The following is a 26,004-nucleotide window of genomic DNA, read 5'->3' as shown; positions in this document are numbered from 1 at the left end:
GATATCACAGGAAGGAGTACTACCTTATGGAATATTCTACTTTTGGCAAGCATATAATAGTAGATTTATGGGGGGTGGATTTTTCCCTACTAGATGATATGTACTTTTTAGAACATCATTTAGTTAACGCTGCTGATCAATCTGGTGCCCACATTTTAAACGTAAGTACAAAAGAATTTGATCCGCATGGTGTTACTATTTTAGTTTTACTATCAGAAAGCCACCTTTCTATTCACACTTATCCAGAAAAAAACTTTGCAGCTATCGACTGTTATACTTGCGGTACGACCGTTGAACCGCAAATAGCGATTGATTATATCGTAAATATATTAAAACCGGAGCGGATGCATATAAAAAAATTAATTCGTGGTATAGGAGAAATTGTAAATATTGATTAAATACCGCTCTTATTCATTTGTAAAAAGGAGGAGTGTAAATACCATCAGTGGAACGAACATTCCACTGATGGTACAGACACATACATAAAGTGAAACTTTAATTAGTGGGGGGGTTGTTCATCTCCCACTAATTATTAGTTGAACCAATCGGGCCTTTACGGACAGTTAAGCTCCCTCCTAACTTCCTTGCTCCATCCACATTTTGAGGTGGGAGTTTTACTGCCCGTTAATGCGGGATAAAAAAACCTTGCATAAGCAAGGTTCATTCATCCACCGACATCTTCCTATATAACTCTACAAACTCACTCGCTAATTCTTTCACCGTAATTGCATTCATTAAATGATCTTGCGCGTGTACCATTAAAAGAGTAACCTCGGTCTTTTCGCCACCAGCTTCTTTCTGGATAAGCTCCGTTTGTACACGGTGCGCCTCTTTTAATTCCTCTAGTGCTTCTTGTAATTTAGCTTCAGCTTCTGTAAACTCCCCACGCTTCGCACAATCAATTGCTTCCATTGAACAACTTCTCGCGTTTCCCCCATGCAAGATTAAATGAAAAGCTTTCGTCTCTATCGTATCCATTGTAGTTCTTTACTCCCCCTTTTCTTCCGCCAGTTTTTGTTTATCCCATATTTTTAAGAACGGTAAATAAATGAAGAATGCTAGCGCAAAGTTAACAAGTTGTAAAATAACACCTGAAATTTTCCCGCCCGATCCTAAATATCCACTAAAAAGAATAGGTGTCGTCCAAGGTACAGCGGCCCCACTCGGACGTGCGACCCATCCCCATTCCATTGCAAAGTAAGAAACAATTGTTAACACAACTGGAACTAATATGAATGGAATTAGTAAAAGTGGGTTCATTACAATCGGCATACCAAAAGTTACCATCTCATTAATATTAAATATACCAGGTGCAATTGACAATCTCCCTAAACTTTTTAATTGTTGACTTCGTGCAAATAGTAACATTCCAACAACTAGAGCAAGCGTTGCACCAGAACCGCCCATATAAATCCATAAGTCAAAAAACTGTGCCGTAATCGTATTTGGTACATCTTGCCCAGCTTGAAAAGCAACTCGGTTTTGATCCATTAACGACAACCAAACGGGGCTCATTACACCACCAACAATAGTAGCACCATGAATTCCACACGACCAAAGAACATGAACGAGAATAACTGCTATTATTGCGCCCCAAAGACTAGCACCAAGTACACTAAGTGGTTCCTGTAAAATTTGTCCTACAATATTATGGATACTGCCAAAAGAAGTATTTTCTATAATTAAGCGTAAAATCCAAATAACTGTTACAACAATAAATCCTGGAACAAGTGCCGCAAATGAACGCGTGACAGCTGGTGGAACTGTCTCTGGCATCTTTATAATTATCTTTTTTTGTACAATAAATCGATAAAGTTCAGTAGATATAAGTGCAATAATCATTGCTACAAATAACCCTTGGCTTCCCATTAATGCAGCTGGGATAGCACCTTCTACAAGTACACTTTCTTTTGTACTTGGTATAATATATGCAACTTGGAATGGAGTCGCAAGTAAAAACGTTACAAGCGACAATGCCCCGGATGCTAAAGCATCCACTTTATAATACTCTCCAAGCCTGTAAGCGATTCCAAAAACAGCTATTAAAGCCATTATATTAAAAGTTGCACTAACTGGATACCCTAAAGCTCTCTGCCAATTCTCACCAAACAAACCTGCCATAAACTCGTTATATCCGGGTATCGGCAGTGCACTAATAATAAGGAAAAACGATCCAATAATTAAGAAAGGCATCGTTAAAATAATTCCATCTCGAATTGCTTGCAAATGTCTCTGCTCTGCAACCTTCCCTGCTACCGGCATCACGTACTTCTCTAAAAACCGTATCATCTATCCCACTCTCCTCATGGTTTCATTGACAAAGCTGCTTGCAAGATAGCTTCTCCATTACAAAGTCCGTAATGAACGGATTGAATGACATCAACAGGTATCCCTTTATCCTTACATAATTCTTTCATTTTCGGTAATAAATAACGGACTTGCGGTCCAAGTAAAAGGACATCAGCTTTATCAATATGACTATTCACTTCAGAACCTGATACTGCCCAGATTTTCACTTCTATCCCTCTTGCCTCTGCTGCTTTCTCCATCTTTGTAACAATCAAACTGGAAGACATTCCCGCTGCACAGCAAAGCAAAATATTCATTCCGCTTCCCTCCCCCTTTTTCTAAACCTAAGTTATGGTGCATCCCTTGCCACCACTAGGTTACAAATATATATGTCTAGATTTCCTGCTGTATGCCGAGCTTAAAAACAAAAATTTCTTGGTTTTCACGCTATTCCATTTATCCGTATTCTCCTAGTAAAGAGGACTCTAACTCGCTATAATGATTCAGTATGATTTTTTTAATTGATAGGAGGATATATTTATGAAGGCATATCGCTTTCCACTTATTTTATTATCTTCTATCCTAATTGGTGGTTTCATTGGTTATTTCATGGGTGCCGATGCAGTTGCTTTAAAGCCGCTTGGTGACATTTTCTTAAACTTAATGTTTACGATTGTTGTACCTCTAGTGTTCTTTAGCATCGCATCGTCTATTGCTAATATGGATGGATTAAAACGTTTCGGTAAAATTATGTCTAGTATGGCTGGGACTTTCTTATTTACAAGTATTTTAGCTGCTATTTTTATGATTATTGTCGTGAAAGTATTCCCGCCAGCACAAGGTGTTGTACTAGAACTAACACAACCTGACAAAGCCGGCAAAGCTGTTAGTGTTGCAGATCAAATCGTCGGCATTTTAACAGTATCTGACTTCTCGAAGTTACTATCTCGTGAAAATATGTTAGCTCTTATTTTCTTCTCTATCTTAATGGGGATTGCAACTTCAGCAGTTGGCGAAAAAGGAAAACCATTCGCTACATTCCTACAGGCTGGTGCAGAGATTTCAATGAAGGTTGTATCCTTCATTATGTACTACGCTCCAATCGGACTTGCTGCTTACTTCGCAGCATTAGTTGGCGAATTCGGACCACAACTTCTTGGAACTTACTTCCGAGCAGCAATGGTATACTATCCAGCTTCTCTTATCTACTTCTTTGTATTCTTCACGTTCTATGCATACCTTGCAGGTCGCAAACAAGGTGTACAAGTATTTTGGAAGAACATGGTCTCTCCTACAGTTACATCACTTGCAACTTGTAGTAGTGCCGCAAGTATTCCAGCGAATTTAGAAGCAACGAAGAAAATGGGTATTTCTTCAGACGTTCGTGAAACAGTTGTCCTTCTTGGTTCTACACTTCATAAAGACGGATCTGTTTTAGGTGGCGTATTAAAAATTGCTTTCTTATTCGGTATTTTCAACATGGAATTCGAAGGACCGAAAACATTAGCAATCGCGCTTGTTGTTTCTCTATTAGTAGGAACAGTAATGGGTGCTATTCCCGGCGGCGGTATGATCGGTGAAATGTTAATCGTATCTCTATACGGTTTCCCGCCAGAAGCACTGCCAATTATCGCGGCAATTAGTACAATCATTGATCCACCTGCAACGATGTTAAACGTAACAGCAGATAACGCTTGTGCGGTAATGACAGCTCGCCTTGTAGAAGGTAAGAATTGGATCAAAAACAAATTTGCTTAATAGAAAGAGGATGCTCGTTTAGAGCATCCTCTTTCTTTATTTGTTGATAAGTTGATATTTCCTCTCGCCACAAATTTGTTACAATCTTCACAAATATTCCACATCCATTATCCATTCTCCGTACTATAATCATGTATGGAAAAGGAGATGAACACGATGACACAAAGCGCACCTGAATTTAAAGTTTTGCAAAGCATTGCATTTCTCGCTGTCGTTTTGCAAAGTTCGTTATTATATACAATGAATCAAGGAAATGTCTTACTTGAGCAATCCCTCATTATGGGTATGCTATTTAATCTTGCAAAATTCTCAGCACCAGCATTCATATTTATCGTTGGATTTCACTTAATTCGTCACTATACGAAGCAATTAGTATATAAAGAATATATTTCTGAAAAAGCGACACACTTACTCATTCCTTATTTCTTTTGGTCTATTCTTTACTTATTAACAACAAACGATCTTATTACATTACAAGGCGGAATAAAAAGTTTATTACTCGGAACAGCCGCGCCCCATCTTTGGTACGTTATTATGATGTTCCAAATTCACTTATTGTTCCCTTTACTATGCACACTTTTTTATTGGTTTCAAAAACGAACAGAAAATAAAAAAGACATATATAAATATATGACCTTTTTCGCTTGCCTATATTTTCTATTAATGTGGTTCTCTTCTCACTATATTTTTAATGGAGAAAAATTAACAAGTTCAACAATTTTACATTATACAGATCGATCATTTCTATTCTACTCATTCTATTTCGTTATGGGCGGCATTGCCGCTGTAGCACTAAAAACTTGGCGGCTATTCGTCATGAAACATATCCCGCTTATAACAATATTATTTTTCATCTTATTTTTATTCATCAATTATGAGTTGTTTAGTTTTTACGGAGCAAACTCTATTCATTTAACTGTTTCTACCTATTTAAAACCATCTATGTTTTTATATATCGTATGCGAAATTATCATACTGTATGTGTTATCTATTATGATAGTACAGCGTCGTGGTTTCTTATATAAAACGTTACGTTTCATTGGAAATTACACGTATGGTGCTTATTTAGCTCACTTATTCTTCTTGCAACTATGCACAAAGTTTCTTTCTTTATTCACACTGCAAGAAAATACTATATTATATAGCCTATTACTATTTGTGTTAACGGCTATTATCTCTATTTCAACAATGGTCATTTGTAGCACAATACCATTTCATACTTGGATTACAGGTCCTTCTCCTACAACAAAGATGAAATGGACGAAGGTTGTATTCCGAAAAAATCATAAAAAACTATTCAAGCCATATATTTGATATAATGATACGCATATAAAAAGAAAGCGAGAGACACCTATGATTAATCAAGTTGGACAAATTATGCTATATGTAAATAACCAAGACGAAACAGTACAATTTTGGACAGAAAAAGTAGGGTTCCAAATCATTGGGGAAGAAAATAACGGAAACGGATTCCGCTGGATTGAAATTGCACCGGCGAAAGAAGCAGGAACAAGCATCGTCCTTCACGATAAAGCGTTAATCGCGAAGTTGCAACCTGAACTAAACCTAAATACACCTTCACTTATGTTCTTCTCAAATGACTTAGACCGTCTATATAAAGATCTTTCTGAGAAAAATGTCACAGTTGGACAGGTTGTAGATTTACCTACTGGTAGAGCATTCAACTTTGCTGATAATGAAAATAATTACTTTGCAGTAATGGAACGTAAATAAAAAATAAGCTATCCGAAAAAATCGGATAGCTTATTTCATTTTAAGAAACTTGTTCTGCATTCGTTTCTCTATGCTGTATATGACTCGTGATCCAAGCAATTCCACCGGCAATAACGAGGTAACATAACAATATTAAAATTTGCATTTGTAATTGTGTCCAATCTCCTAAAGAGATAACATCTTGTAATCCTCTAAGAGAATGAGACATTGGGAGAAATTGTCCAATTTTGCTAAGAACAGCTATATTTAATTCTCCTGGGAAAGTACCTCCGCTCGTCGCTAATTGCAGGACAAGAAGGGTTACCGCTAAGAACTTTCCAACAAGACCAAATACTGTTACTAGCATAAGAATAAATGTCATGAACGTAAAGGAAATAACAATACTTGATAAAACAAAGAGTGGCACACTTGCGACTTCTAATTTCATAACACCTAGCACAACTACATCTACGAGTAGCGCTTGAATAAGTCCAATTAAATATACCAATCCTAGTTTATTAATAAAATGTACCGTTCCGCTTACCTTCATATTTTGTCTGCGGCCAAGCGGTAAAATATTCGATGCCATAATTCCGCCAACATAAAATGCAAGCGATAGGAAATATGGTGCAATGCCTGAACCGTAGTTAGGAACGTCAGAAACTGTTGACTTCACTAACTGAACTGGCTCTGAGAACATCGTATTACGTGCATCATCATTACGAACATTCGCTATCTTCTCTGCACCCTCTCCCAATTTCGCAGAAAGTTCTTTCGCACCATCATCCAGTTTAACAAGTCCATTTGTTAATTTACTAGCACCGTTATTCAGCTCCGTTCCACCACTCGCAAGCTGGTTTACACCTTCTTGCAATGATGTAAATCCATTTCCCCACTTCGTAAATCCATCAGCCAAATTCGATGCACCATCTGCTATCTTTTGCGTTCCAGCAGTAGCTTCATTTAACTTAACTCCGAATGTATTCATGCCTTCTTCAATCTTATGTTGACCGTCAGTAAGCTTCTTCGCACCTTGTGTCAATTGTTGTTGGCTATTATTTAAAGTACTTGTTGCTTTAGCTAGTCCGTTAGATGTAGCAACAAGTTTTTGAAAAGCGGGATCTTGCTGCACTTCTGGATGATTTTTCACGTACTCTTCTAATTGTTGTTTTATACTATTAGCTGCACCATCCGCTTTTACTTGGCCTTCAGCAAGCTTCTCACTTCCGCTCATCCATTCATTTGTACCAGCACTTAATTCACTAACCCCAGATTGTAACGTTTTTTCACCTTGTGCTAATAACTCCATACCGCTATGAAGTGAAGTTGCTCCTTGACTTAGCTCATTCGCTCCGTCAGTTAAGGCTGATTTGCTAGAAGCAAGTTTTTCACTTCCCTCTTTCACTTTTGATGTCCCGTCACTTAAACGATGAATACCATCTGCAAGCTGATTTGCCCCATTTCTTGCATCTGTCGTTCCTTCATGTAACTTCCCAGCACCATTACTTGCATCACTCAACCCTTGTGCTAAGTCTTGAAACTTTGAAAACACACCTTCTGTATAAGATTTCGTAATACTATTCGAGATTTTTGTTTTCATATTTTCAACAGCTGTCGTTCCAATTTGAGCTGCTACAAAGTTTTTACCTGGATTTACTTTGTACTGCAACTTTGCCGGCTCTGGTTTCTCATCCATAAGTGTACTTACCTTTTTAGAGAAATTCTCTGGAATCGTAACAACCATATAATATTTATCTTCTTTTAACCCTTCATCTGCATTTTTTTCTGATACGAAATGAAAAGCTAGTTCCTTATTCTCTTTTAAATTTTTAACAAAATCGTCTCCTGCATGAATTGTTTTTTCATCCATCATAGCACCCTTATCTAAGTTCACAACTGCAACAGGTAATTTATCTAATCTTCCGTACGGATCCCAATATCCAGCTAAAAAGAATCCTGAATAAATTAACGGAACGATTAATAAAAAAATTAAAGCGATACGTCCATGTTTATGGTGCCACATCGCTTTCCAATCTTTAAATATAAGTTGAATTCCCTTCATGAAACATACTCCTTCTCCGAATTTAACACCATTAGAATGGTTTAACAGATTTACTATACACGTCACTTTCCATACTGTATAATACATCTTTAATTATCAATTCATTCCTTTTGGTCTATAGAAAGGAGATTCGAAATGGAACTGCTCCAGTTAAAATACTTTCAGACAGTTGCACGACTAGAACATATGACAAAGGCAGCTGAAGAATTGCATATCGCGCAACCTTCACTCAGCAAAACAATCGCTAGACTCGAAAAGGATTTAGGCGTCCCTTTATTTGATCGCCAAGGCCGACAGATTACTTTAAATTCTTTCGGAAAAGTATTTTTAAAACGAGTAGAGCGTATTTTTCATGAATTAAGTGAAGGGGAACGAGAAATTAAAGATTTAGCCGAATTACAACAAAGCTCTATTACACTAGCCGTTTCTATTCCGAGAATATTGCCAGAACTACTTGGCTCTTTTTTACTAGAACATCCTAACGTTCGGTTCCAACAATTTCTGGCATCCACTCCTTCTATGAAACGACAACTAGATAATATAGAAATTGACTTTTGTATCTCCTCTGTGCCAATTGAAGGAGAAGAAATTGTTTGGGAACCACTTATTACAGAAGAAATTTTCTTAGTCGTCCCTTCAGGCCATCGTTTATCAGGCCGAGAAAATATCCACCTGTATGAAGTAAAAGACGAACCGTTCATTAGTATGAACACTGGCTATGGATTTCGGCACTTAACGGATGAATTTTGTAAAGAAGCTGGTTTCACTCCACATATTGCTTTTGAAGTCGATGAACCGACCGTGATTAGCGACCTCATTAAGCAAGGTCTCGGCATCGCTTTTGTTCCAAGTTTAACTTTATTAAAAAACTCTACTTTAGCATCAAGCAAGTTGCGTATTATTGAACCCACTTGTCAGCGAACCATCGGATTAAGTTGGTCAAAAAAACGCTACTTATCAAAAACAGCTCGGCAATTCCGTGAATTCGTGATTGACTACTTCTCTAATATTAGGACATAAAATTATATGAACAAATAAAAGGTGCCACCCTCATATGGTGGCACCTTTTATTGTTCACTCTTTTTTAATTCCATTTCAGCTAAAAGCGGCAATACGTTATCAAAAATATGCGTATTATTATTTTCACCTGTTACATATCCACCGTAATATCTACTAAATACGTTGTCATTTCGGAATGTGGCCATATGATCATACAATTCCTTCGCAAACTTTGTATCACCTGTTTGTAGTACGTACAAAATCGTTAGTCCGTACGCGGCCGGCGATTCATAATTCACAGTTTGTTTTCCCGTTTCTAAATTGTAACGACCGTATAGCTTTCCATCCTCCTGAAACTTCTTCTTTATAAATTCCAAATAAGCAGCTGATGAAAGACCACCTAAACTTCGATGATATGCAACGTATGATTGGTCAATAAGATTCACTTCTTTATCGTACGTAAATGTACCATCTTCTTTATACTCTTTTGGGAATGCCCAGCCATGCCTTGGATAATCTGCTAAAAATTGAACGACTTCCTGATATTGCTGAGCAGAAACTTTTCCGTACTTCTTCATATAGGAAAATGCACGCGGATTTATGTATGATGTTGTTACAAAATTATTTTGTTTTCCTGCATCTGCATCATAATAATCAACATAATAATTATCTTTTTTATTATAACGAAGTACAGCATCACTTAATTGATCGGCAAGGTTTTTATAACGCTCTTCCTTATACATTTCATAAGCACGATATAATTGTTCTATAATACGAAGATCATCTATAAGTGCATTTGTAGCTGACTGCCTCTCTCCCTTTTCAGAGAGTTTCCATAAAACGATATGATTCTTATATATGAAATTATCTTGAATAACCTTTACTTGCTCATCAAATAACGCCTGATCATCTTTATCAAGTGTATACTGTAACCATAATCCCGCCGATTCTGATAAAGCTTCACGTCCCTTAGCTTCACCCGTACCTGCCTTAGTATCTACTAAACGATACGTGGCAAGTGTTCCATTGTCATTCACCATATGTCTTAAAATAAAATTTTCTGTACGGTTTCCTTGTAAAGCTGACCAAAATACAATTCCACCTAAAGCGATTAAGAAGATAACTCCAATCCCTATATATAAACGTTTCCGCAATCTTTTCACCTCCCTAGTAAGGCTAACCTTAATTTTATCAGAACATACATAAATTTAAAAAAGACAATCTATTAGATTGTCTCCCGCATTTCTATCCCCCGCAAACCTCTTTAGAAGGTTTATATAGCGATTGTACAAGTCGATCATATTCACGACGTGTAATTTCTTTATTATATAGCTTCAATAATAAATCTCTATGCTCTTTTGAAAATGCCATCTTTTTAATGACTTCAGGATACATAAAACACCCTCTCCATTTCACATAAACTTCTTGATTCCGAAAACAGAACTTATGTTCGCATAAAAGATTATAAAAGATTCCTGAGCAAAAAACAAACAAAACATGACCAACCATTTATTTCTTTCTATTCAAAATACTACAACATTATATTATCATATTCACTTTTTAAATACATATATATTTTTGGTAGTTTTTTTGAATAAATCTTCCAATTCAATCAGAAAATAATGGCAAAAAAGAAGAGGAGTTTACATATGGATACGGTAACATTAGCAAGAGCATTTTTTGGTTCTTCATTAGCATTCCACATTATCTTTGCAACACTTGGTGTCGGTCTTTCATTGATGATTTTTATAAGCGAAATACTCTATCACTGGAAGAAAGACTCCGACTATGCCATTATGGCGAAAAGATGGACAAAGGCGTTTGCTATTCTTCTTGGTGTAGCAATTCCAACTGGAACAATTGTTGGTGTGCAAATCTCACTTCTTTGGCCTGGTTTCGCCAAAATTGTTGGGCAAGTTATCTCTGTTCCCTTCCAAATTGAGATTTTCGCCTTCTTTTTGGAGGCTTTATTCATGTCGATTTACGTATATGCAGCCGATAAACTTCCTCCATTTATGAGATTAATCTCGCTATTTTTCGTCATGCTTGGTGCCACTGCATCCGCCGTACTTATTACATCAGCAAATACATGGATGAATACACCAGCAGGATTTTCAATGAATCCAGATGGATCTGTTTTTAACGTTGATCCGTGGAAAGCTTTCTTCAATCCAAGCTTTGGCACAAGTGCATTCCATGTCGTTATTACAGCTTATGCAACTGGTGCGGCTGTCATTGCTTCTATCGCTGGATTTAAATTATTGAAGAAAAATTTAAGTACACGTGAAATTGCTTATCATAAAAAAGGGCTACTATTAGGGCTTGTCGTTACATTTATTACAGGCGCTACGATGTGGCTTTCAGGACATGAATCAGCGATTGCCTTACATAAACACTCACCTGAAAAACTTGCATCTGCTGAAGCTTTATTTGAAACGACATCACACGCACCGCTATCCATTGGCGGCGTTGTGGATCCTAATACACTTGAGCTAAACTATGCACTTGAAATTCCTAACATGCTTAGCCTACTAGTGGGGCTAGACCCTAGCACTGTCGTAAAAGGTCTAAATGAATTCCCACAAGAAACATGGCCACCATTTTATACACATACACTATTCAACTTAATGGTAGGCACTGCTGCGTTTACCTTTGCAGTTGCAGCAATTGCACTCTTATATTGGTACTTCGTTTACCGAAAAAAGGGAACAGAACTACCGAAGTGGCTACTTTGGGGGGCTGCCGCATGCGGACCAATTATGATGCTCGGTATTGAATTCGGATGGATTTTCAGTTGTAGCGGTCGTCAACCATGGACAATTTATGGTATGCAACGTACCGTCGATGCATCTACACGCGCCGATTTCGTCGGTCCTTTATTTGTTTTGTTCATCATTTTATATATTGGACTCGCTATTTTAACAGTCATTGTTCTACGGACATTCTTTAGAAGACATCCATTAAAGAATGATTTACAACACCAAGGAGGCGATTCTCATGCATGAGGAAAGTATTGCAATCATCATCTTATGGGCCCTTATTTTCGTATACAGTATATTAGGGTCCATCGATTTTGGAGCTGGTTTTTGGGGCATGGTATACGCCAAACATCCAACTCTCGCTGCCAAACTTGCGAATCGGTACTTATCACCCACTTGGGAAGTAACAAATACGTTTCTTGTTTTCGTCGTTGTCGCATTTCTCGGCTTCTTTCCGAAAGCGGCCTTTACTCTTGCGACAGTAATGTTCGTACCAGTTATGTTAATTTTAGTGCTCGTTGCAGTACGTAGTACGTTTATGGTATTTGCTTACTCCTTACCAAAATATCAGTACCTTCTTCGGGTTATTTCAGGCATTACTGGTCTCTTAATTCCAGCACTATTAATTACCGTTTTACCCGTTACAGAGGGGGCCTATATTACAATGTCTGAAGGAAAAGAAGTACTCTTGTATGGAAAACTTCTTTCTAGCCCGGTTATCTATTGTTATATGCTCTTCGGACTAACGTCTGAACTGTTTCTCTCCTCTCTCTTTCTCGCTGATTTTGCGAGAGAACAAAGTTCAGAAGATACGTATAGAATTTATAGAAGAAATGCCATCATCCTTGGTCCTGCAACACTCGTTACAGCGATCATCGCTCTCGTTGTAATGGATCCAGAAACACATTGGCTTATGCAAGGATTAATAAAGCAATTCCCGTGGTTTACAGTTTCTATTGTTTTATTCGTTATCGGATACTCATCCCTTTGGTGGACAAACAAAAAATACAATACACTAGGATACCCTCGCATTGCCGTTTTAGCTGTCGTCGCTCAATATGCATTTGCAAGCTACGCTTACGGCGTCGCGCATTTACCTTATATTATTTATCCTGACGTAACTGTATTTACAAGCTTTACAACGAAAGAAACGTTCTATGCACTGCTCATTCTATACGCAATTGGGATTGCAATTTTATTACCAGGATTTATTTTCTTCTGGAATTTATTCTTGAAGGATCGTACTTTTTTGAAGGAAAAATAATATAGCATTGGGGTCTATTCCAAAAGGCATTTTGGCATGGGCTCCTTTTTTCATGTTTTGTCGATAAGTCGATATATTTTAAAAATCGCTGATATATTTTAAGTTGCGCTGATATATCTCCATAATCGCCCATATAAATTTCATTTACTATCTTACTGCCCCAATAATTTATAGACTCCTCTCATAATAGTTATTTCACTATTCGTGACACTTGTCCTTTAGCATGAAAAACACATATTCGCTTCATCTCGTTATACGTCTAGTTCTTCTTATTTTTGCTGAATATACTACCAATATAAACTTGAGACAAGCTACATCTGTTCAAGGGAAAATAGAAAGGTAGGCAAAATATGAGCATTGAAATATGGATTACTATTATTGTATTTTTCTTAACGATGATCGTTATCTTTTGGCGACCCCACGGCTTAAATGAGGCATGGCCAGCAGCAATCGGTGCTGGCATTATCCTAATTACTGGACTTGTGTCAAAACCAGACGTCATAGATATTGTTAGTAAAATAGGAGGAGCCTCCATAACAATATTAGCCACTATTGTTATGGCAGTTATATTAGAAAGCTTCGGCTTCTTCCATTGGTCGGCAGCGAAACTGGCAAATCTAGCGAAAGGTTCTGGACGCCGTCTATACTGGTATATTCAATTATTGTGTTTTCTTATGACTCTTTTATTTAATAACGACGGTAGTATTTTAATTACAACTCCCATTTTAATTCTTCTTCTAAAAAACCTTCAATTAAAACCACATCAACAAATTCCTTATTTATTAAGCGGAGCTTTAATCGCTACCGCATCTAGTGCACCAATTGGTGTAAGTAATATCGTAAACTTAATTGCATTAAATATCGTTAATATGACTCTTTATATGCATACTGCTATGATGTTTGTACCTGCAACATTAGGCTTATTATTTATGTCATGGCTCATGTATACAGTTTTGAAGAAAAAACTTCCGAAAAAATTACCTGTTTCTTCATATGATATTGAAGAAATTTTCTTCACGAAAAACTTCCATCCACTAAAAGGAAATAATTCTGTTGATACGAAACAAAAACGGACAAGATTCATGTTAAAAGTATTAGGTTTCGTCTTCCTGATGCGCTGTCTTCTATTCGTTGCATCCTTCTTATCCATCCCAATTGAAATCGTTGCAGTACTTGGTTCACTCGTTCTTCTCATTTGGAGATGGTACTACTTACGAACAAATCCTGTCGACATTTTGAAAAAGACACCGTGGCACATTTTAATTTTCGCCTTCTCTATGTACGTCATTATTTACGGACTCCACAACGCAGGATTAACAGCTGCACTTGTACAATGGCTCGAGCCAATTGTGAATCAGCATCTACTCTATGCTAGCTTTGCAATGGGCGGACTTGTATCCATCCTCTCTAACGTCTTCAATAACCATCCTGCCCTTATGATTGGTACAATCACATTAACAGAAATGGGACTAGATCCAGTCACATTAAAAACAATCTATCTTGCAAACATCATTGGTAGTGACATCGGTTCACTATTACTACCAATTGGTACACTAGCCTCACTCATTTGGATGTATATTCTGAAACAAAACAAAATTAAAGTAAAATGGAAAGACTATTTAAGTGTATCCCTTATCGTTATCCCGCTCACAACAGTCGTCACACTATTCCTCTTATTCTACTGGGTACATCTCTTCTTTGCCTTATAAACAACAGAAGCCCCATTTGCTGCCGTCTTAGCAAATGGGGCTTCTTCTATAATAAAGTTAGGTACTACAGTGTGATCAATCAAGTAAAGAGGTGTAACATATTATTGATATAAATGACTACCAGCTTCTTTAAATTCTTCTGCTTTCTCTTTCATTCCTTTTTCAATTGCTTCTGTCGTTTCTAAATCATTTTCTTTTGCATACTCACGAATATCATGCGAAATTCTCATACTACAAAACTTCGGTCCACACATTGAACAGAAGTGAGCTGTCTTTGCCCCTTCTGCAGGCAACGTTTCATCATGATATTCCATCGCACGTTCAGGATCTAAAGATAAATTAAATTGATCGCGCCAACGGAATTCGAAGCGTGCTTTTGAAAGTGCATCATCACGCTGATGAGCCGTTTTATGTCCTTTCGCAAGATCAGCCGCATGCGCTGCAATTTTATACGTAATAACACCCGTGCGTACATCATCTTTGTTTGGCAAACCTAAATGTTCTTTCGGCGTTACATAACAAAGCATCGCTGTTCCAAACCAGCCAATCATAGCAGCTCCAATCGCCGATGTAATATGGTCATAACCTGGTGCAATATCTGTCGTTAGCGGCCCAAGTGTGTAAAACGGCGCGCCCTGACAAATATCAAGCTCTTTCTCCATATTTTCTTTAATTAAATGCATCGGTACATGCCCAGGCCCTTCAATCATAACTTGCACATCATGTTTCCAAGCAATCTTCGTTAATTCACCAAGTGTTTCAAGCTCAGAAAACTGTGCTTCGTCATTTGCATCTGCAATCGAACCTGGACGTAATCCATCTCCAAGAGAGAACGAAACATCGTACTGCTTCATAATTTCACAAATCTCTTCAAAGTGAGTATATAGGAAATTTTCTTTATGATGGAATAGACACCACTGCGCCATAATCGAACCACCGCGCGAAACGATACCTGTCGTACGCTTTGCCGTGATTGGAATGTATCGAAGCAATACACCAGCGTGAATCGTAAAGTAATCAACGCCTTGCTCCGCCTGCTCAATTAACGTATCACGATACACTTCCCACGTTAAATCTTCTGCAATTCCATTTACCTTTTCCAGCGCTTGATAGATCGGTACAGTTCCAACTGGTACAGGCGCGTTACGAATAATCCACTCACGCGTCGTATGAATATTTTTACCTGTAGATAAATCCATAATCGTATCTGCACCCCAGCGAGTAGCCCACGTCATCTTCTCTACTTCTTCTGCAATCGAAGAAGATACAGCTGAGTTTCCGATATTCGCGTTTACCTTCACATGGAAGTTACGCCCGATGATCATCGGTTCAGCTTCTGGATGATTAATATTCGCTGGTAAAATAGCGCGGCCTTCTGCGATTTCCTTACGAACAAACTCCGGCTCTACCCCTTCACGAATCGCAACATATTCCATCTCAGAAGTAATAATGCCATTACGTGCATAGTGCATTTGCGTAACGTTTGCACCTTGCTTTGCTCTAAGTGGCTTGCGATCCATCTGCGGGAAAACAGGTGTATGTTTCGAAGCCACTTTCACACCGTCATCCTCTGGTTTCACTTCACGCCCTTCGTATGCTTCTACATCACCACGCCCCATAATCCAAGAGTGGCGCGGCGTTGGAATCCCCTTTTCTAACTCCACTTTATACTCAGGATCCGTATAAGGGCCGCTCGTATCATACACACGAATTGGCGGATTTGGAACGCCATTCGTTTCGCTTTGTTCAATCTCACGCATCGGTACTTTCATGCCTTCTCGTGGTCCATCCACATATACTTTCTTACTCCCTGGTAAACTCGATTTCAATTCAATTTGCTCAGCTGAAACAGATTGTTTCATAAATTTTATTGCCCCCCTGTTCGTGACAAGGACGAGATATGGCCAGCGCATGCCAAAATAAAAAGAGCCAGGTCCATAAAAAAATAAGGACCTGGCTCATAAAGACATCATTATGTAAAGCCGTTAACTTCCCTACGCTGGTACGAGCCAGATCAGGTCCAAAGGGTTAAGAAGTTCACGCGCTTCTCTCTCAGCCTACGCATACGTTAGGCACCCCTAGTTTATCACTGATTTAATTTTCAATACTTTCCCATCATACACGATAATCTGAAAAATGCAAAGGTTATTTCTTTTTCTCTTTATGGAATCATCCACGTTAAATAATATGCTTGAACATACGTCATAATACCAACAATAATTACGAAGAATAAGCTATGCTTCACTGTAAAACGGAACAAATCCGATTCTTTTCCAGCAAGACCAACCGCTGCACAAGCGATCGCAATCGACTGTGGGGAAATCATTTTACCTGTTACACCGCCTGTTGTATTTGCTGCAACGAGAAGCACTTCAGATACGCCGACTTGCTGCGCTGTAATGGCTTGTAAATTTGAGAACAGTGCATTCGCAGACGTATCAGACCCTGTTAGGAATACGCCAATCCAGCCTAAGAATGGTGAGAAGAACGGGAATAGTCCGCCAGTTCCGGCTAATGCTAACGCTAACGTAGAAGATAGACCAGAATAGTTTGCGATAAATGCAAACCCTAGTACGAATCCGATAGATAGAATTGGCATTTTTAATTCGCTTAACGTTTCTTTAAATGTCACTACTGCATCTTTTACATTCATTTTCAAAATAAACATGGAAATGATACACGCAATTAAAATCGCTGTTCCGGTTGCCGATAATACATCAAACTTCAGAATCGCTTCGTAAGGCGTTGGTTTATTTACAATTGGCTCTGCTTTCATTACTAGATTATGCAGACCTGGAATTTCAAACTTAAATACAAGACTTTCTAAAGCCCCTCCTGGAGTGAATAATGCCTTAAAGAAACTTTGGCTCCAAATGACTACCATAACCGTTAATACGATAAATGGGGACCATGCCTTCACTACTTTTCCAAACGTTAATTTCGGCATCGATGCCGCTGTCGTTGTTGCTGCTACTTCACTATTTGCTTGCCCAGATTGATAAGTTTCTTTCGGCTGCCAAACTTTTAAGAACAGCGCTAAACTAATTAAACTTACAAGTGCCGATGTAATATCCGGAAGTTCTGGTCCTAAAAATGTCGCTGTAATGAACTGCGTAATCGCAAATGAACTACCCGCTACAAATAACGCAGGCCACGTTTGTCGTATCCCCTTAAATCCATCCATTAAAAATACGATAAAGAATGGCACAAATAATGATAGGAACGGTAATTGATGCCCAGCCATTTGTCCAATTTTATGTGGATCAATACCTGTTACTTGTCCAGCAACTGTAATCGGAATTCCCATCGCTCCGAACGCCACTGGTGCAGTATTTGCAATCAAACAAAGACCTGCTGCGTATAAAGGATTTAAGCCAAGCCCCGCAAGAAGTGCTGCTGTAATCGCTACTGGTGCCCCAAATCCTGCCGCTCCTTCTAAAAATGCTCCAAATGAGAATCCAATTAAAATAACGAGTAGACGATGATCGTTCGTAATCGATAATACCGATGCACGAATCACATCGAATTGACCTGTTTTCACAGAAATTTTATATAAAAATACCGACATAATGATAATCCAAGCAATTGGCCATAATCCGTATAAGAAACCATATCCGGTCGCTGCCATTGCCATCGTGAACGGCATTTTATAAGCGAATAACGCTACTAAAATTGTAAGTACAACTGTAATAAATCCTGCTACATACCCCTTCATGCGGAAAACTGCTAAAGCTAAGAAAAAAAAGATAATCGGAATAAGTGCGACCGCTGCCGAAATCCAAATGTTTCCGAATGGATCATAAACTTGTGTCCATGTGTTCATTGTTCTCTCCCCCTAAAGAATCCCCTTTTAAATACAATAACCTCATCAATAGACTATCAGGTCATCATACCTTTAAGTCTAAAATAAAAAAACGTTTAAGAAAACGTTTTCAACAACTTTCATTTATACTGTACCATAACAATTTCTATTAAAAAAGATTTTTTTGAAAATTTTATTATTTAACAGAAAATCTTACAAAATCGTCATGTTCTTGTAATGTTCATCGATAGGAAGTTTGCCAAAATTATTGCATAATAATAGTATAACAACAGAAATTATTTATGAGGTGATATATATGAACGGAAATAAAATATTAGCAGCTTTATCATACTTTAGTGTACTATTTGCCCCTATCTTATTCCCTATTATCGTTTGGATTGTAGGAGACGCTGAAACAAAACCACATGCAAAACGTGCTCTATGGACACACATCATTCCAAGTATCGCTACATTCATTGGCGTAACTATTTTAGGAATTATGGGTCTTGGATCTGACCAAGCAGATGTAACACTTGGAATTGGATCAATGATTGTCTTAGCTATTTGCGGAATCATCAGCTTATACTACTTCATCTGGAACATTGTAAAAGGAATTAAAGTACTGAAAGCTTAATTTTAAACAAATGTTTGTTTAAAAAAGGACCCTTGCAAATTGCAAGGGCCCTTTTCCTAATTCGTTTACTTTATCTTCTGCGTTTCTTCTTTTTTCTCATCATTTTCTTTCGGCGCGTATTCACTTTATCCGCTATAATGTGGAGCGTACTTGCCACAACAATTCCCATTAAGAATGTTACAATTTCAACCTCATGTTTCTGCGCAATTTCTATTAAATTACCATCCAATGCGATTACATTTAATAGTAATAAAAATGGAGAAAAGACAATTAACATGTACGCAATACGAATCACATCACCAAGTATAATCGTATGCGTAAAGAAAGATCGATGCGGCATTACTTTTTTATAAGGATACCAAAATATACGTAAGAAACCCCATTTGTTATAAGCATTACTGTACGTATCTAAATCTGGTGTTAAAAATGAAGTACCTACTAAAAAACCAATTGCAAAAGTTAATAAAAAATCAAAATTTGTTAATCCATACGAAAAGAGCAAAAACAAAACAACCGGAAGGGATATTAAGTTTATTTTCGTATGCGTTCTTCCTGATGGCATAATGCACTTCCTCGCTTACGTTCGTCCTGTCACCTTATGACAGGTTTCACCTATTGACCTAATTTCTGATCGATAAATGTTGTGTCTATATCCGAACCAAACCATTCTGCCAACTTCACTCGTGCCTTATCTTTCACATCTTCATTGACGTATAACGACACCTGTATTAGTGCGGCCGTTAACGCCCCTAAATCATCCGTATAGCCAATTCCAGCAATGAAATCTGGAATCGCATCAATCGGTGCAATAAAATAAGCAAGTGCTCCAATTACAATAATTTTCACTCGTTTTGGAACATCTGGTCTTTGCAAAACGTAAAACAGTAATAAACTTGCATAAATGACCGACTGCCCAGCTTGCTTTGCAACATGTTTTACTTTCTTCCAAAACGCTTCAACTGAAAATTTTTGTTTCATGTAAAAAGCCTCCCTATTTTTAAAAAGAAATAAGCTACAATATGTTATCAGTAAAAGTTCATGGAAATTACACAAAACCTATCAATGAACTTTTATTGTAACAAACAAACTAAAAAAGAACAAGTGTTCGTTAATTTTCACACAATTTCCTTCATATAATAGATTTCTAGATAACCCTTACCCATCTTCGTTTCTTATTTCTCAACAAAGAAAATTTTCACTTCTACTTAACATTCTGCTCTACCTTTGTTATATTTTCTAGTTGACGGACATATAAACGAATGTTAAAGTTTTCTCTGGTAGTGACAAATCTTATACAAAAAATGTAAAATGTTATAGTGTTTCTCAGAAATGAATTTTGTTGTATAATACAGAAATGACGTTATGCTTATGAGCAACAAAAGAAACCAAAAGGGTATGCATAGTTATAGTCGTATATGGGTGAATATAGAACCTTTAATTATGGCCAAGAAAACTATGTATTTTTTATTTTAGCATTTTTCGCTCCAAAATCGACCAAGCCTGATAGAGAAAGGGTGGAAATGAATGAAAGAAACCTTGAAATCACAATTTCAAAATGTGCGTTTCACTGTATTCGTAGCTTTAGCCTTATGGCTAAAAACTTACCTTATTACACGCACAAGCTTTGACTTAAAACTTGAATCTTTCATGCAAGAATTCATTTTATTCCTTAGCCCATTAGCAGCATCATTACTGCTTGTTGGTCTTGCATTATTTGCAAAAGGGAAAAAACGTAACTATATAGCACTTGGAATTAATTTTGTCTTAACAATCGTTCTTGTTGGTAACGTAATGTTCTACGGATTCTACAATGACTTCGTTACATTACCGGTGCTAGGACAAACATCTAACTTCGGAAGTTTAGGTTCTAGTGTGAAAGAATTATTTAACTACAAAATTATCCTTGCATTTGCAGACATTATCGTTTTCTTCGTTCTATTAAAGAAAATGAAGAACTTTGCACCTACAGAGCGTGTAGCACGCCCGATGCGTTCTCTATACTTCGTATCAACAGTTGCTATTTTCTTCGCAAACTTAGGACTTGCAGAAGCTGAACGCCCAGAACTATTAACACGTTCATTCGACCGCGTTATGCTTGTTAAAAACTTAGGATTATATGTACACCAAGTATACGATCTTGGCTTACAAGCAAAATCAAGTTCACAAAAAGCGTTCGCTGACGGTAGTAAATTACAAGAAACAGAAAACTACGTAAAAACAACACAAAGTAAACCAGATCCAAATATGTTCGGTACTGCAAAAGGGAAAAACGTAATTGTTGTCTCTCTTGAGTCATTACAAACATTCTTAATTGGTGCAACAGTTAACGGACAAGAAGTTACACCATTCTTAAACCAATTTACGAAAGAAAGTTATTACTTTGATAACTTCTTCCATCAAACTGGTCAAGGTAAAACATCTGATGCTGAATTCCTAGTAGATACTTCGTTATATCCACTAGACCGCGGTGCTGTATTCTTCACACACGGTAACAATGAATATACAGCAACTCCAGAAATTTTACGTCAGCAAGGGTATCACACGTCGGTATTCCACGCAAACAACGCAACATTCTGGAACCGTAACATTATGTATCCAGCACTTGGTTATGATCGTTACTACAACGAACTTGACTACAAGATTACCCCAGAAACAAAATTAAACTGGGGATTAAAAGATATCGAGTACTTCGATCAATCTATTGATATGTTAAAACAAGTGAAGCAACCATTCTATACTCGCTTCCTTACTTTAACGAATCACTACCCATTCACTTACGATGACAGTACAAAATTAATCGACGAATACAATTCTGGTGATGGAGTATTTGACCGTTACATGGTAACTGCTCGTTACTTAGACGAAGCAATGAAACACTTTATTGAGCGTCTAAAAGCAGAAGGTATTTACGACAACTCAGTAATCGTATTCTACGGTGACCACTACGGTATTTCTGAAAACCATAACCGTGCAATGGCACAGTTCTTAGGAAAAGAAGAAATCACTGCATTTGACCATATGAACTTACAAAAAACACCGATGTTTATTCACGTTCCAGGTCAAAAAGAAGGTAAAACAATTTCGAAACCAACTGGTGAAATTGACATTAAACCAACTATTCTAAACTTACTTGGTGTAGATTCTACAAATGACGTTCGATTCGGTCATGATGTATTCTCACCTGATAATAAAGGATTCGTTGTTCTTCGTGACGGTAGCTTCGTTACAGATAAATACATGTACACAAACAGTACATTCTATGACCGTGCTACTGGCGAAGTTGTACAATTACCGAAAGAAGAATCTCAACCACTAATTGATCGCGCCCAAAATGAATTGAACATGTCTGATAAAATCATTGAAGGTGACTTACTTCGCTTCTCTGAAAGTAATAAGATCAAAACTGGTGAAGTAAAAACAGTTATTAAAGAAGAAAAGAAGAGCGCTGAGTAATCTCAGCCTCTTTTTTTATTTTCTTCCATACAACTACTTATATTCATTAACTTTAAAATTACATAACCTTTACCAAATATTCACATAGTGTTAATGAAGAATCTCTATAATAAAATATGTAAACGAGGTTCTACATATTTCTTATCTCTCATCTTTCGTAAGATCCCTTAAAGAAGTGTGTAAATCTTTTGTTTCTACTTTCTTATAATTGTCTTTCAACATGTTTTGTTTCCATACACAAAACATTCAACGAGACAATGTCCCTATGAAAGATAGCTACCCTCCTTGTGCAGCATTCCATAAGAATGTTGCTTTTTTTTATTTAAAAGCAGGATTCTCATTCTTATTTTCGAATTTGTATATACAAAATGCTGTAAAGTGAAACTTTAATCAGCCCTCACCAATCGGGCAGCTACGGGCAGTTATTCGCCCAATTCACTTCTTTGCTCCACCCGAATTTTTAAGTAGGAGTTTTACTGCCCGTTAATGCGGGGTAAACCATCCTTACTTCTCTATGATTTACAAATACATATACGGTCATATGTAGAGAATTGCTTACATAAAAATTACTATAGTGATTTTTATCTCGCATGAATGAAAGTTTCACGTTACTTACGTACTTACGAAAGGATGGGACGGAAATTGGCATACGAAAAATTTGTACTTTGGAATGATGAAGTTATTGATACAACAAAACAACAAACGTACATAGAACTTGAAGAGAGAGGTTTGCAGTTTGGAGATGGTGTCTACGAGGTTATTCGCCTATATAAAGGGAACTTTCACTTATTAGATCCGCACATAACGAGATTATATCGATCCATGGAAGAAGTAGAATTATCGCTCCCTTTCTCAAAAGCTGAGCTCATCACTTTACTTTACAAATTAATTGAACGAAACCATTTCCACGAAGATGGCACAATTTATTTGCAAGTATCTCGCGGTGTACAAGCTCGCACACATGTATTTTCATATGACACCCCTCCGACAATTTATGCCTATATTACAAAAAAAGAAAGACCAGCCTTATGGATTGAATATGGTATACGCGCTATATCAGAACCCGATACTCGATGGCTACGCTGTGACATTAAATCATTAAATTTATTACCAAACGTACTAGCTGCTACGAAAGCTGAACGGAAAGGTTGTAAAGAGGCACTTCTCGTAAGGAATGGTATTGTAACGGAAGGAAGCCATTCCAACTTCTTTTTAATTAAAAATGGAACTCTTTACACACATCCAGCCAATCACCTTATTTTAAATGGCATTATTCGTCAATATGTCCTTTCTTTAGCGAATACTCTTCACATACCTGTACAGGAAGAACTTTTCAGCGTTCGTGACGTTTATCAAGCAGATGAATGCTTTTTTACAGGCACAACAATTGAAATTTTACCAATGACCCACCTTGATGGAACCGCGATTCAAGATGGGCAAGTTGGACCTATCACCAAAAAACTGCAAAAATCTTTTAATAAAATCTTGTTACAATCCAATATGTCATCTTCTTAAACACGAATAATTTCTGTCCTTTTATATTCAATATATGCATTTAAATGGAAATCAAGGTGTAAATTTATACCTTGATTTTTTCTTGTAATCTTTTTGTCATATTCAGATTCCCACATAAGCCTTGACAGTAATCGACATGCTCTTTAGAATTTTTAACAGTTGGTAAATATTTCTTCACTACATTACAGACAGAAAGGAATCGACAAATTATGAAAAAGTATCTTGCCGGTCTTGCGGCAGTGTCTGTAGCAGGAGGAGCAGCACCTACACTTGATAGTGTTCAAGCTGCACCTGAACAAAATACACAAAAAGCTGCTACAACTGTCCAAGCTTCTGCGTCAAACAACTCATCTTATACGGTAAACGCGAGCGTCTTACATGTTCGTGCGGGATCAAGCACTTCTCACGACATCATCTCACGTGTTTATAACGGTCAATCACTAAACGTGATTGGCGAAGAAAATGGTTGGTTCAAAATTAACATTAACGGAAAAACAGGCTTTGTTAGTGGCGAATTTGTATCAAAAAGTGGAGCAGCAAACAACAATGTAAGCACAGGTGGAAACAATAAAGTTACCGCTGATGTATTACGTGTACGTACAGCTCCTAACACTTCTAGTTCTGTTTCTGGACGTGTATATGCAGGACAAACATTAAACGTAATTGGACAAGAAAATGGTTGGGTGAAAATTAACCATAATGGACAAGTAGGTTATGTAAGTGGCGAATTCGTATCTGGCGTTTCTTCTAATGCGGGTTCTTCAAACAACAATACGAATAATAACAACCAAGAAGTAAAACCAGCAAGCGGAAATTATACAGTAAATGTATCTTCCCTTCGCGTTCGTACAGGTCCTAGCACTTCTCACACAACTGTAGGTTCTGTCAAAAAAGGACAAGTAGTACAAGTTGTTGGCGAAGTTCAAGATTGGTTCAAAATCAATTACGCAGGACAAACTGCTTATATAAGCAAAGACTACGTAACAAAAGGCGGTTCTAACGAAAACGTTACAGAAGGCAACAAACAAGAGCAAAACAATAATGGAACTATTCAAACTGGCGGTTCTTACGTAGTTAACGCTACATCTTTACGTGTTCGTACAGGCCCTGCCGCTTACCATAGTGTAATTGGTGGCGTTTTAAACGGTACAACATTAAACGTAGTTGGATCTGAAAACGGTTGGTTTAAAGTAAATTACCAAGGAAAAACAGGCTTTGTTAGTAGCGAATTTGTAAAATTCGTTAAAGGTGGCACTACTACTCCTGAGCAACCAAAACAACCTGAAAAACCTAACCAAGGTGCAATTGGTGACTACTACATTAATGCTTCTGCACTAAATGTACGTAGCGGCGAAGGTACAAACTATAGAATCATAGGCGCACTTCCACAAGGTCAGAAGGTTCAAGTAATCTCTGAAAACTCTGGATGGAGCAAAATTAACTACAACGGTCAAACTGGTTATATCGGAACACGTTACCTATCTAAAACACCAGTTGGAGGCGCAGTAGATAATAAGCCTAACAATAACCAAAATAACAATCAAAACAATAACAACAATAATAATACAGGTAATAATAGCGGCGACAGTTCTTCCGTACTTGCATACGCAAAATCAATGCAAGGTGTACCATACGTTTGGGGCGGAACTTCTGCTAACGGTGTTGACTGCAGTGGTTACATCTACCACGTATTTAAGAAATTTGGTCATAACATTAGCCGCCAAAGTGTTGCAGGATATTGGAGTAGCCTACCAAAAACTTCAAGTCCACAACCTGGTGACTTAATTTATTTCCAAAACACTTATAAATCTGGTCCTTCTCACATGGGTATCTACCTTGGGGGCGGATCATTTATCCAAGCTGGAGATAAAGGTGTAGCAATCGCTTCATTAAGTAACTCTTATTGGAAGAGCCACTTCTTAGGATACACGAAAGCACCTTAATTAATAGTTTCAAAGCCTTCTAGTTTACTAGAAGGCTTTTTGCTATGAGTTCAACATATTACTCCCTTTCCCCTAGCTTCCCTCTACAAAAATAATGTATCTAT

At 37.5% G+C, this 26,004-nt stretch carries 22 protein-coding genes and 1 riboswitch; of the genes, 12 read left to right on the top strand and 10 right to left on the bottom strand.

Annotation, left to right across the window (positions count from 1 at the left end):
- Positions 1–26 precede the first annotated feature (26 nt).
- Positions 27–398 (top strand): adenosylmethionine decarboxylase, encoded by a 372-nt coding sequence (gene speD / locus ACTFO4_RS11470; RefSeq protein ID WP_000456836.1) that lies wholly within the window; start codon positions 27–29, stop codon positions 396–398.
- A 262-nt stretch (positions 399–660) separates the two neighbouring features.
- On the opposite strand, the gene ACTFO4_RS11465 is transcribed toward speD, so the two are convergent.
- The 3 genes from ACTFO4_RS11465 to ACTFO4_RS11455 are packed head-to-tail and all read right to left on the bottom strand — an operon-like array spanning position 661 to position 2,606.
- Positions 661–978, bottom strand: a complete 318-nt coding sequence (locus tag ACTFO4_RS11465; protein ID WP_000379645.1) for a PTS lactose/cellobiose transporter subunit IIA — start codon at positions 976–978, stop codon at positions 661–663.
- A gap of 9 nt (positions 979–987) precedes the next feature.
- On the bottom strand, positions 988–2,289 hold the full coding sequence (gene celB / locus ACTFO4_RS11460; RefSeq protein WP_000617789.1) for a PTS cellobiose transporter subunit IIC: 1,302 nt from the start codon (positions 2,287–2,289) through the stop codon (positions 988–990).
- Positions 2,290–2,303: 14 nt separating this feature from the next.
- On the bottom strand, positions 2,304–2,606 hold the full coding sequence (locus ACTFO4_RS11455; RefSeq protein ID WP_001023543.1) for a PTS sugar transporter subunit IIB: 303 nt from the start codon (positions 2,604–2,606) through the stop codon (positions 2,304–2,306).
- Between the two features lie 223 nt (positions 2,607–2,829).
- Between ACTFO4_RS11455 and ACTFO4_RS11450 the strand changes: the two genes are divergently transcribed.
- The 3 genes from ACTFO4_RS11450 to ACTFO4_RS11440 all read left to right on the top strand — a co-directional run bounded on the left by ACTFO4_RS11450 (position 2,830) and on the right by ACTFO4_RS11440 (position 5,781).
- Positions 2,830–4,047, top strand: a complete 1,218-nt coding sequence (locus tag ACTFO4_RS11450) for a dicarboxylate/amino acid:cation symporter (RefSeq protein ID WP_000649376.1) — start codon at positions 2,830–2,832, stop codon at positions 4,045–4,047.
- A gap of 156 nt (positions 4,048–4,203) precedes the next feature.
- A complete protein-coding gene (locus ACTFO4_RS11445; RefSeq protein ID WP_000194332.1) occupies positions 4,204–5,361 on the top strand; it encodes an acyltransferase in 1,158 nt (385 codons plus the stop codon).
- Between the two features lie 39 nt (positions 5,362–5,400).
- Positions 5,401–5,781, top strand: a complete 381-nt coding sequence (locus ACTFO4_RS11440) for a VOC family protein (protein ID WP_017674316.1) — start codon at positions 5,401–5,403, stop codon at positions 5,779–5,781.
- A gap of 40 nt (positions 5,782–5,821) precedes the next feature.
- On the opposite strand, the gene ACTFO4_RS11435 is transcribed toward ACTFO4_RS11440, so the two are convergent.
- Positions 5,822–7,822, bottom strand: a complete 2,001-nt coding sequence (locus tag ACTFO4_RS11435; protein WP_326234966.1) for a YhgE/Pip domain-containing protein — start codon at positions 7,820–7,822, stop codon at positions 5,822–5,824.
- A gap of 135 nt (positions 7,823–7,957) precedes the next feature.
- Here ACTFO4_RS11435 and ACTFO4_RS11430 point away from each other — a divergent pair, with 135 nt between their 5' ends.
- A complete protein-coding gene (locus ACTFO4_RS11430) occupies positions 7,958–8,842 on the top strand; it encodes a LysR family transcriptional regulator (RefSeq protein ID WP_326234967.1) in 885 nt (294 codons plus the stop codon).
- Between the two features lie 47 nt (positions 8,843–8,889).
- Here ACTFO4_RS11430 and ACTFO4_RS11425 read toward each other — a convergent pair whose 3' ends face one another.
- Together ACTFO4_RS11425 and ACTFO4_RS11420 are read right to left on the bottom strand one after the other, a co-directional pair.
- Positions 8,890–9,975: a hypothetical protein gene (locus ACTFO4_RS11425; protein WP_001231662.1), complete on the bottom strand. Its 1,086-nt coding sequence runs from the start codon at positions 9,973–9,975 to the stop codon at positions 8,890–8,892.
- Between the two features lie 91 nt (positions 9,976–10,066).
- Positions 10,067–10,216 carry a hypothetical protein gene (locus tag ACTFO4_RS11420; RefSeq protein WP_000283180.1) on the bottom strand — a complete coding sequence of 50 codons (150 nt, stop codon included), beginning with the start codon at positions 10,214–10,216 and terminating at the stop codon, positions 10,067–10,069.
- A 254-nt stretch (positions 10,217–10,470) separates the two neighbouring features.
- Between ACTFO4_RS11420 and cydA the strand changes: the two genes are divergently transcribed.
- The 3 genes from cydA to ACTFO4_RS11405 all read left to right on the top strand — a co-directional run bounded on the left by cydA (position 10,471) and on the right by ACTFO4_RS11405 (position 14,553).
- Positions 10,471–11,826 (top strand): cytochrome ubiquinol oxidase subunit I, encoded by a 1,356-nt coding sequence (gene cydA / locus ACTFO4_RS11415; protein WP_000381985.1) that lies wholly within the window; start codon positions 10,471–10,473, stop codon positions 11,824–11,826.
- A complete protein-coding gene (locus tag ACTFO4_RS11410) occupies positions 11,819–12,844 on the top strand; it encodes a cytochrome d ubiquinol oxidase subunit II (protein WP_000544186.1) in 1,026 nt (341 codons plus the stop codon). Before cydA ends, ACTFO4_RS11410 begins: the two co-directional genes overlap by 8 nt.
- Positions 12,845–13,194: 350 nt before the next feature.
- Positions 13,195–14,553 (top strand): arsenic transporter, encoded by a 1,359-nt coding sequence (locus ACTFO4_RS11405; protein WP_061457889.1) that lies wholly within the window; start codon positions 13,195–13,197, stop codon positions 14,551–14,553.
- Positions 14,554–14,654: 101 nt separating this feature from the next.
- Here the strand turns inward: ACTFO4_RS11405 and thiC are convergent, their stop codons facing one another.
- Together thiC and lldP are read right to left on the bottom strand one after the other, a co-directional pair.
- The gene (gene thiC, locus ACTFO4_RS11400) at positions 14,655–16,415 is read right to left on the bottom strand and encodes a phosphomethylpyrimidine synthase ThiC (protein WP_000814484.1); all 1,761 of its coding nucleotides are present in this window, start codon (positions 16,413–16,415) and stop codon (positions 14,655–14,657) included.
- A gap of 112 nt (positions 16,416–16,527) precedes the next feature.
- A riboswitch (TPP riboswitch) is annotated at positions 16,528–16,643 on the bottom strand.
- Positions 16,644–16,714: 71 nt separating this feature from the next.
- On the bottom strand, positions 16,715–18,376 hold the full coding sequence (gene lldP, locus ACTFO4_RS11395; RefSeq protein WP_135277910.1) for an L-lactate permease: 1,662 nt from the start codon (positions 18,374–18,376) through the stop codon (positions 16,715–16,717).
- A gap of 295 nt (positions 18,377–18,671) precedes the next feature.
- Between lldP and ACTFO4_RS11390 the strand changes: the two genes are divergently transcribed.
- Positions 18,672–18,989, top strand: coding sequence for a DUF4870 domain-containing protein (locus ACTFO4_RS11390; RefSeq protein ID WP_001014098.1), 318 nt, complete (start codon positions 18,672–18,674; stop codon positions 18,987–18,989).
- A gap of 70 nt (positions 18,990–19,059) precedes the next feature.
- Here ACTFO4_RS11390 and ACTFO4_RS11385 read toward each other — a convergent pair whose 3' ends face one another.
- Both ACTFO4_RS11385 and ACTFO4_RS11380 read right to left on the bottom strand, forming a co-directional pair.
- Positions 19,060–19,551: a metal-binding protein gene (locus ACTFO4_RS11385; protein ID WP_001139061.1), complete on the bottom strand. Its 492-nt coding sequence runs from the start codon at positions 19,549–19,551 to the stop codon at positions 19,060–19,062.
- A 50-nt stretch (positions 19,552–19,601) separates the two neighbouring features.
- Entirely contained in the window at positions 19,602–19,967 is a 366-nt protein-coding gene (locus ACTFO4_RS11380; RefSeq protein WP_000810369.1) for a YkvA family protein, read from the bottom strand.
- A gap of 546 nt (positions 19,968–20,513) precedes the next feature.
- Between ACTFO4_RS11380 and ACTFO4_RS11375 the strand changes: the two genes are divergently transcribed.
- From ACTFO4_RS11375 to ACTFO4_RS11365, 3 genes are all read left to right on the top strand, one after another.
- Entirely contained in the window at positions 20,514–22,442 is a 1,929-nt protein-coding gene (locus ACTFO4_RS11375) for an LTA synthase family protein (RefSeq protein WP_000665358.1), read from the top strand.
- A gap of 630 nt (positions 22,443–23,072) precedes the next feature.
- Positions 23,073–23,957, top strand: a complete 885-nt coding sequence (locus ACTFO4_RS11370; protein ID WP_078420886.1) for a D-amino-acid transaminase — start codon at positions 23,073–23,075, stop codon at positions 23,955–23,957.
- A gap of 209 nt (positions 23,958–24,166) precedes the next feature.
- The gene (locus tag ACTFO4_RS11365; protein WP_000760266.1) at positions 24,167–25,900 is read left to right on the top strand and encodes a C40 family peptidase; all 1,734 of its coding nucleotides are present in this window, start codon (positions 24,167–24,169) and stop codon (positions 25,898–25,900) included.
- Positions 25,901–26,004 lie beyond the last annotated feature (104 nt).

The organism is Bacillus cereus group sp. MYBKT14-1, assembly GCF_051915185.1.
Taxonomy (GTDB): domain Bacteria; phylum Bacillota; class Bacilli; order Bacillales; family Bacillaceae_G; genus Bacillus_A; species Bacillus_A cereus.
The sequence above is the reverse complement of the archived record's forward strand: the minus strand, read 5'-3'. Positions and strand labels throughout refer to the sequence as shown.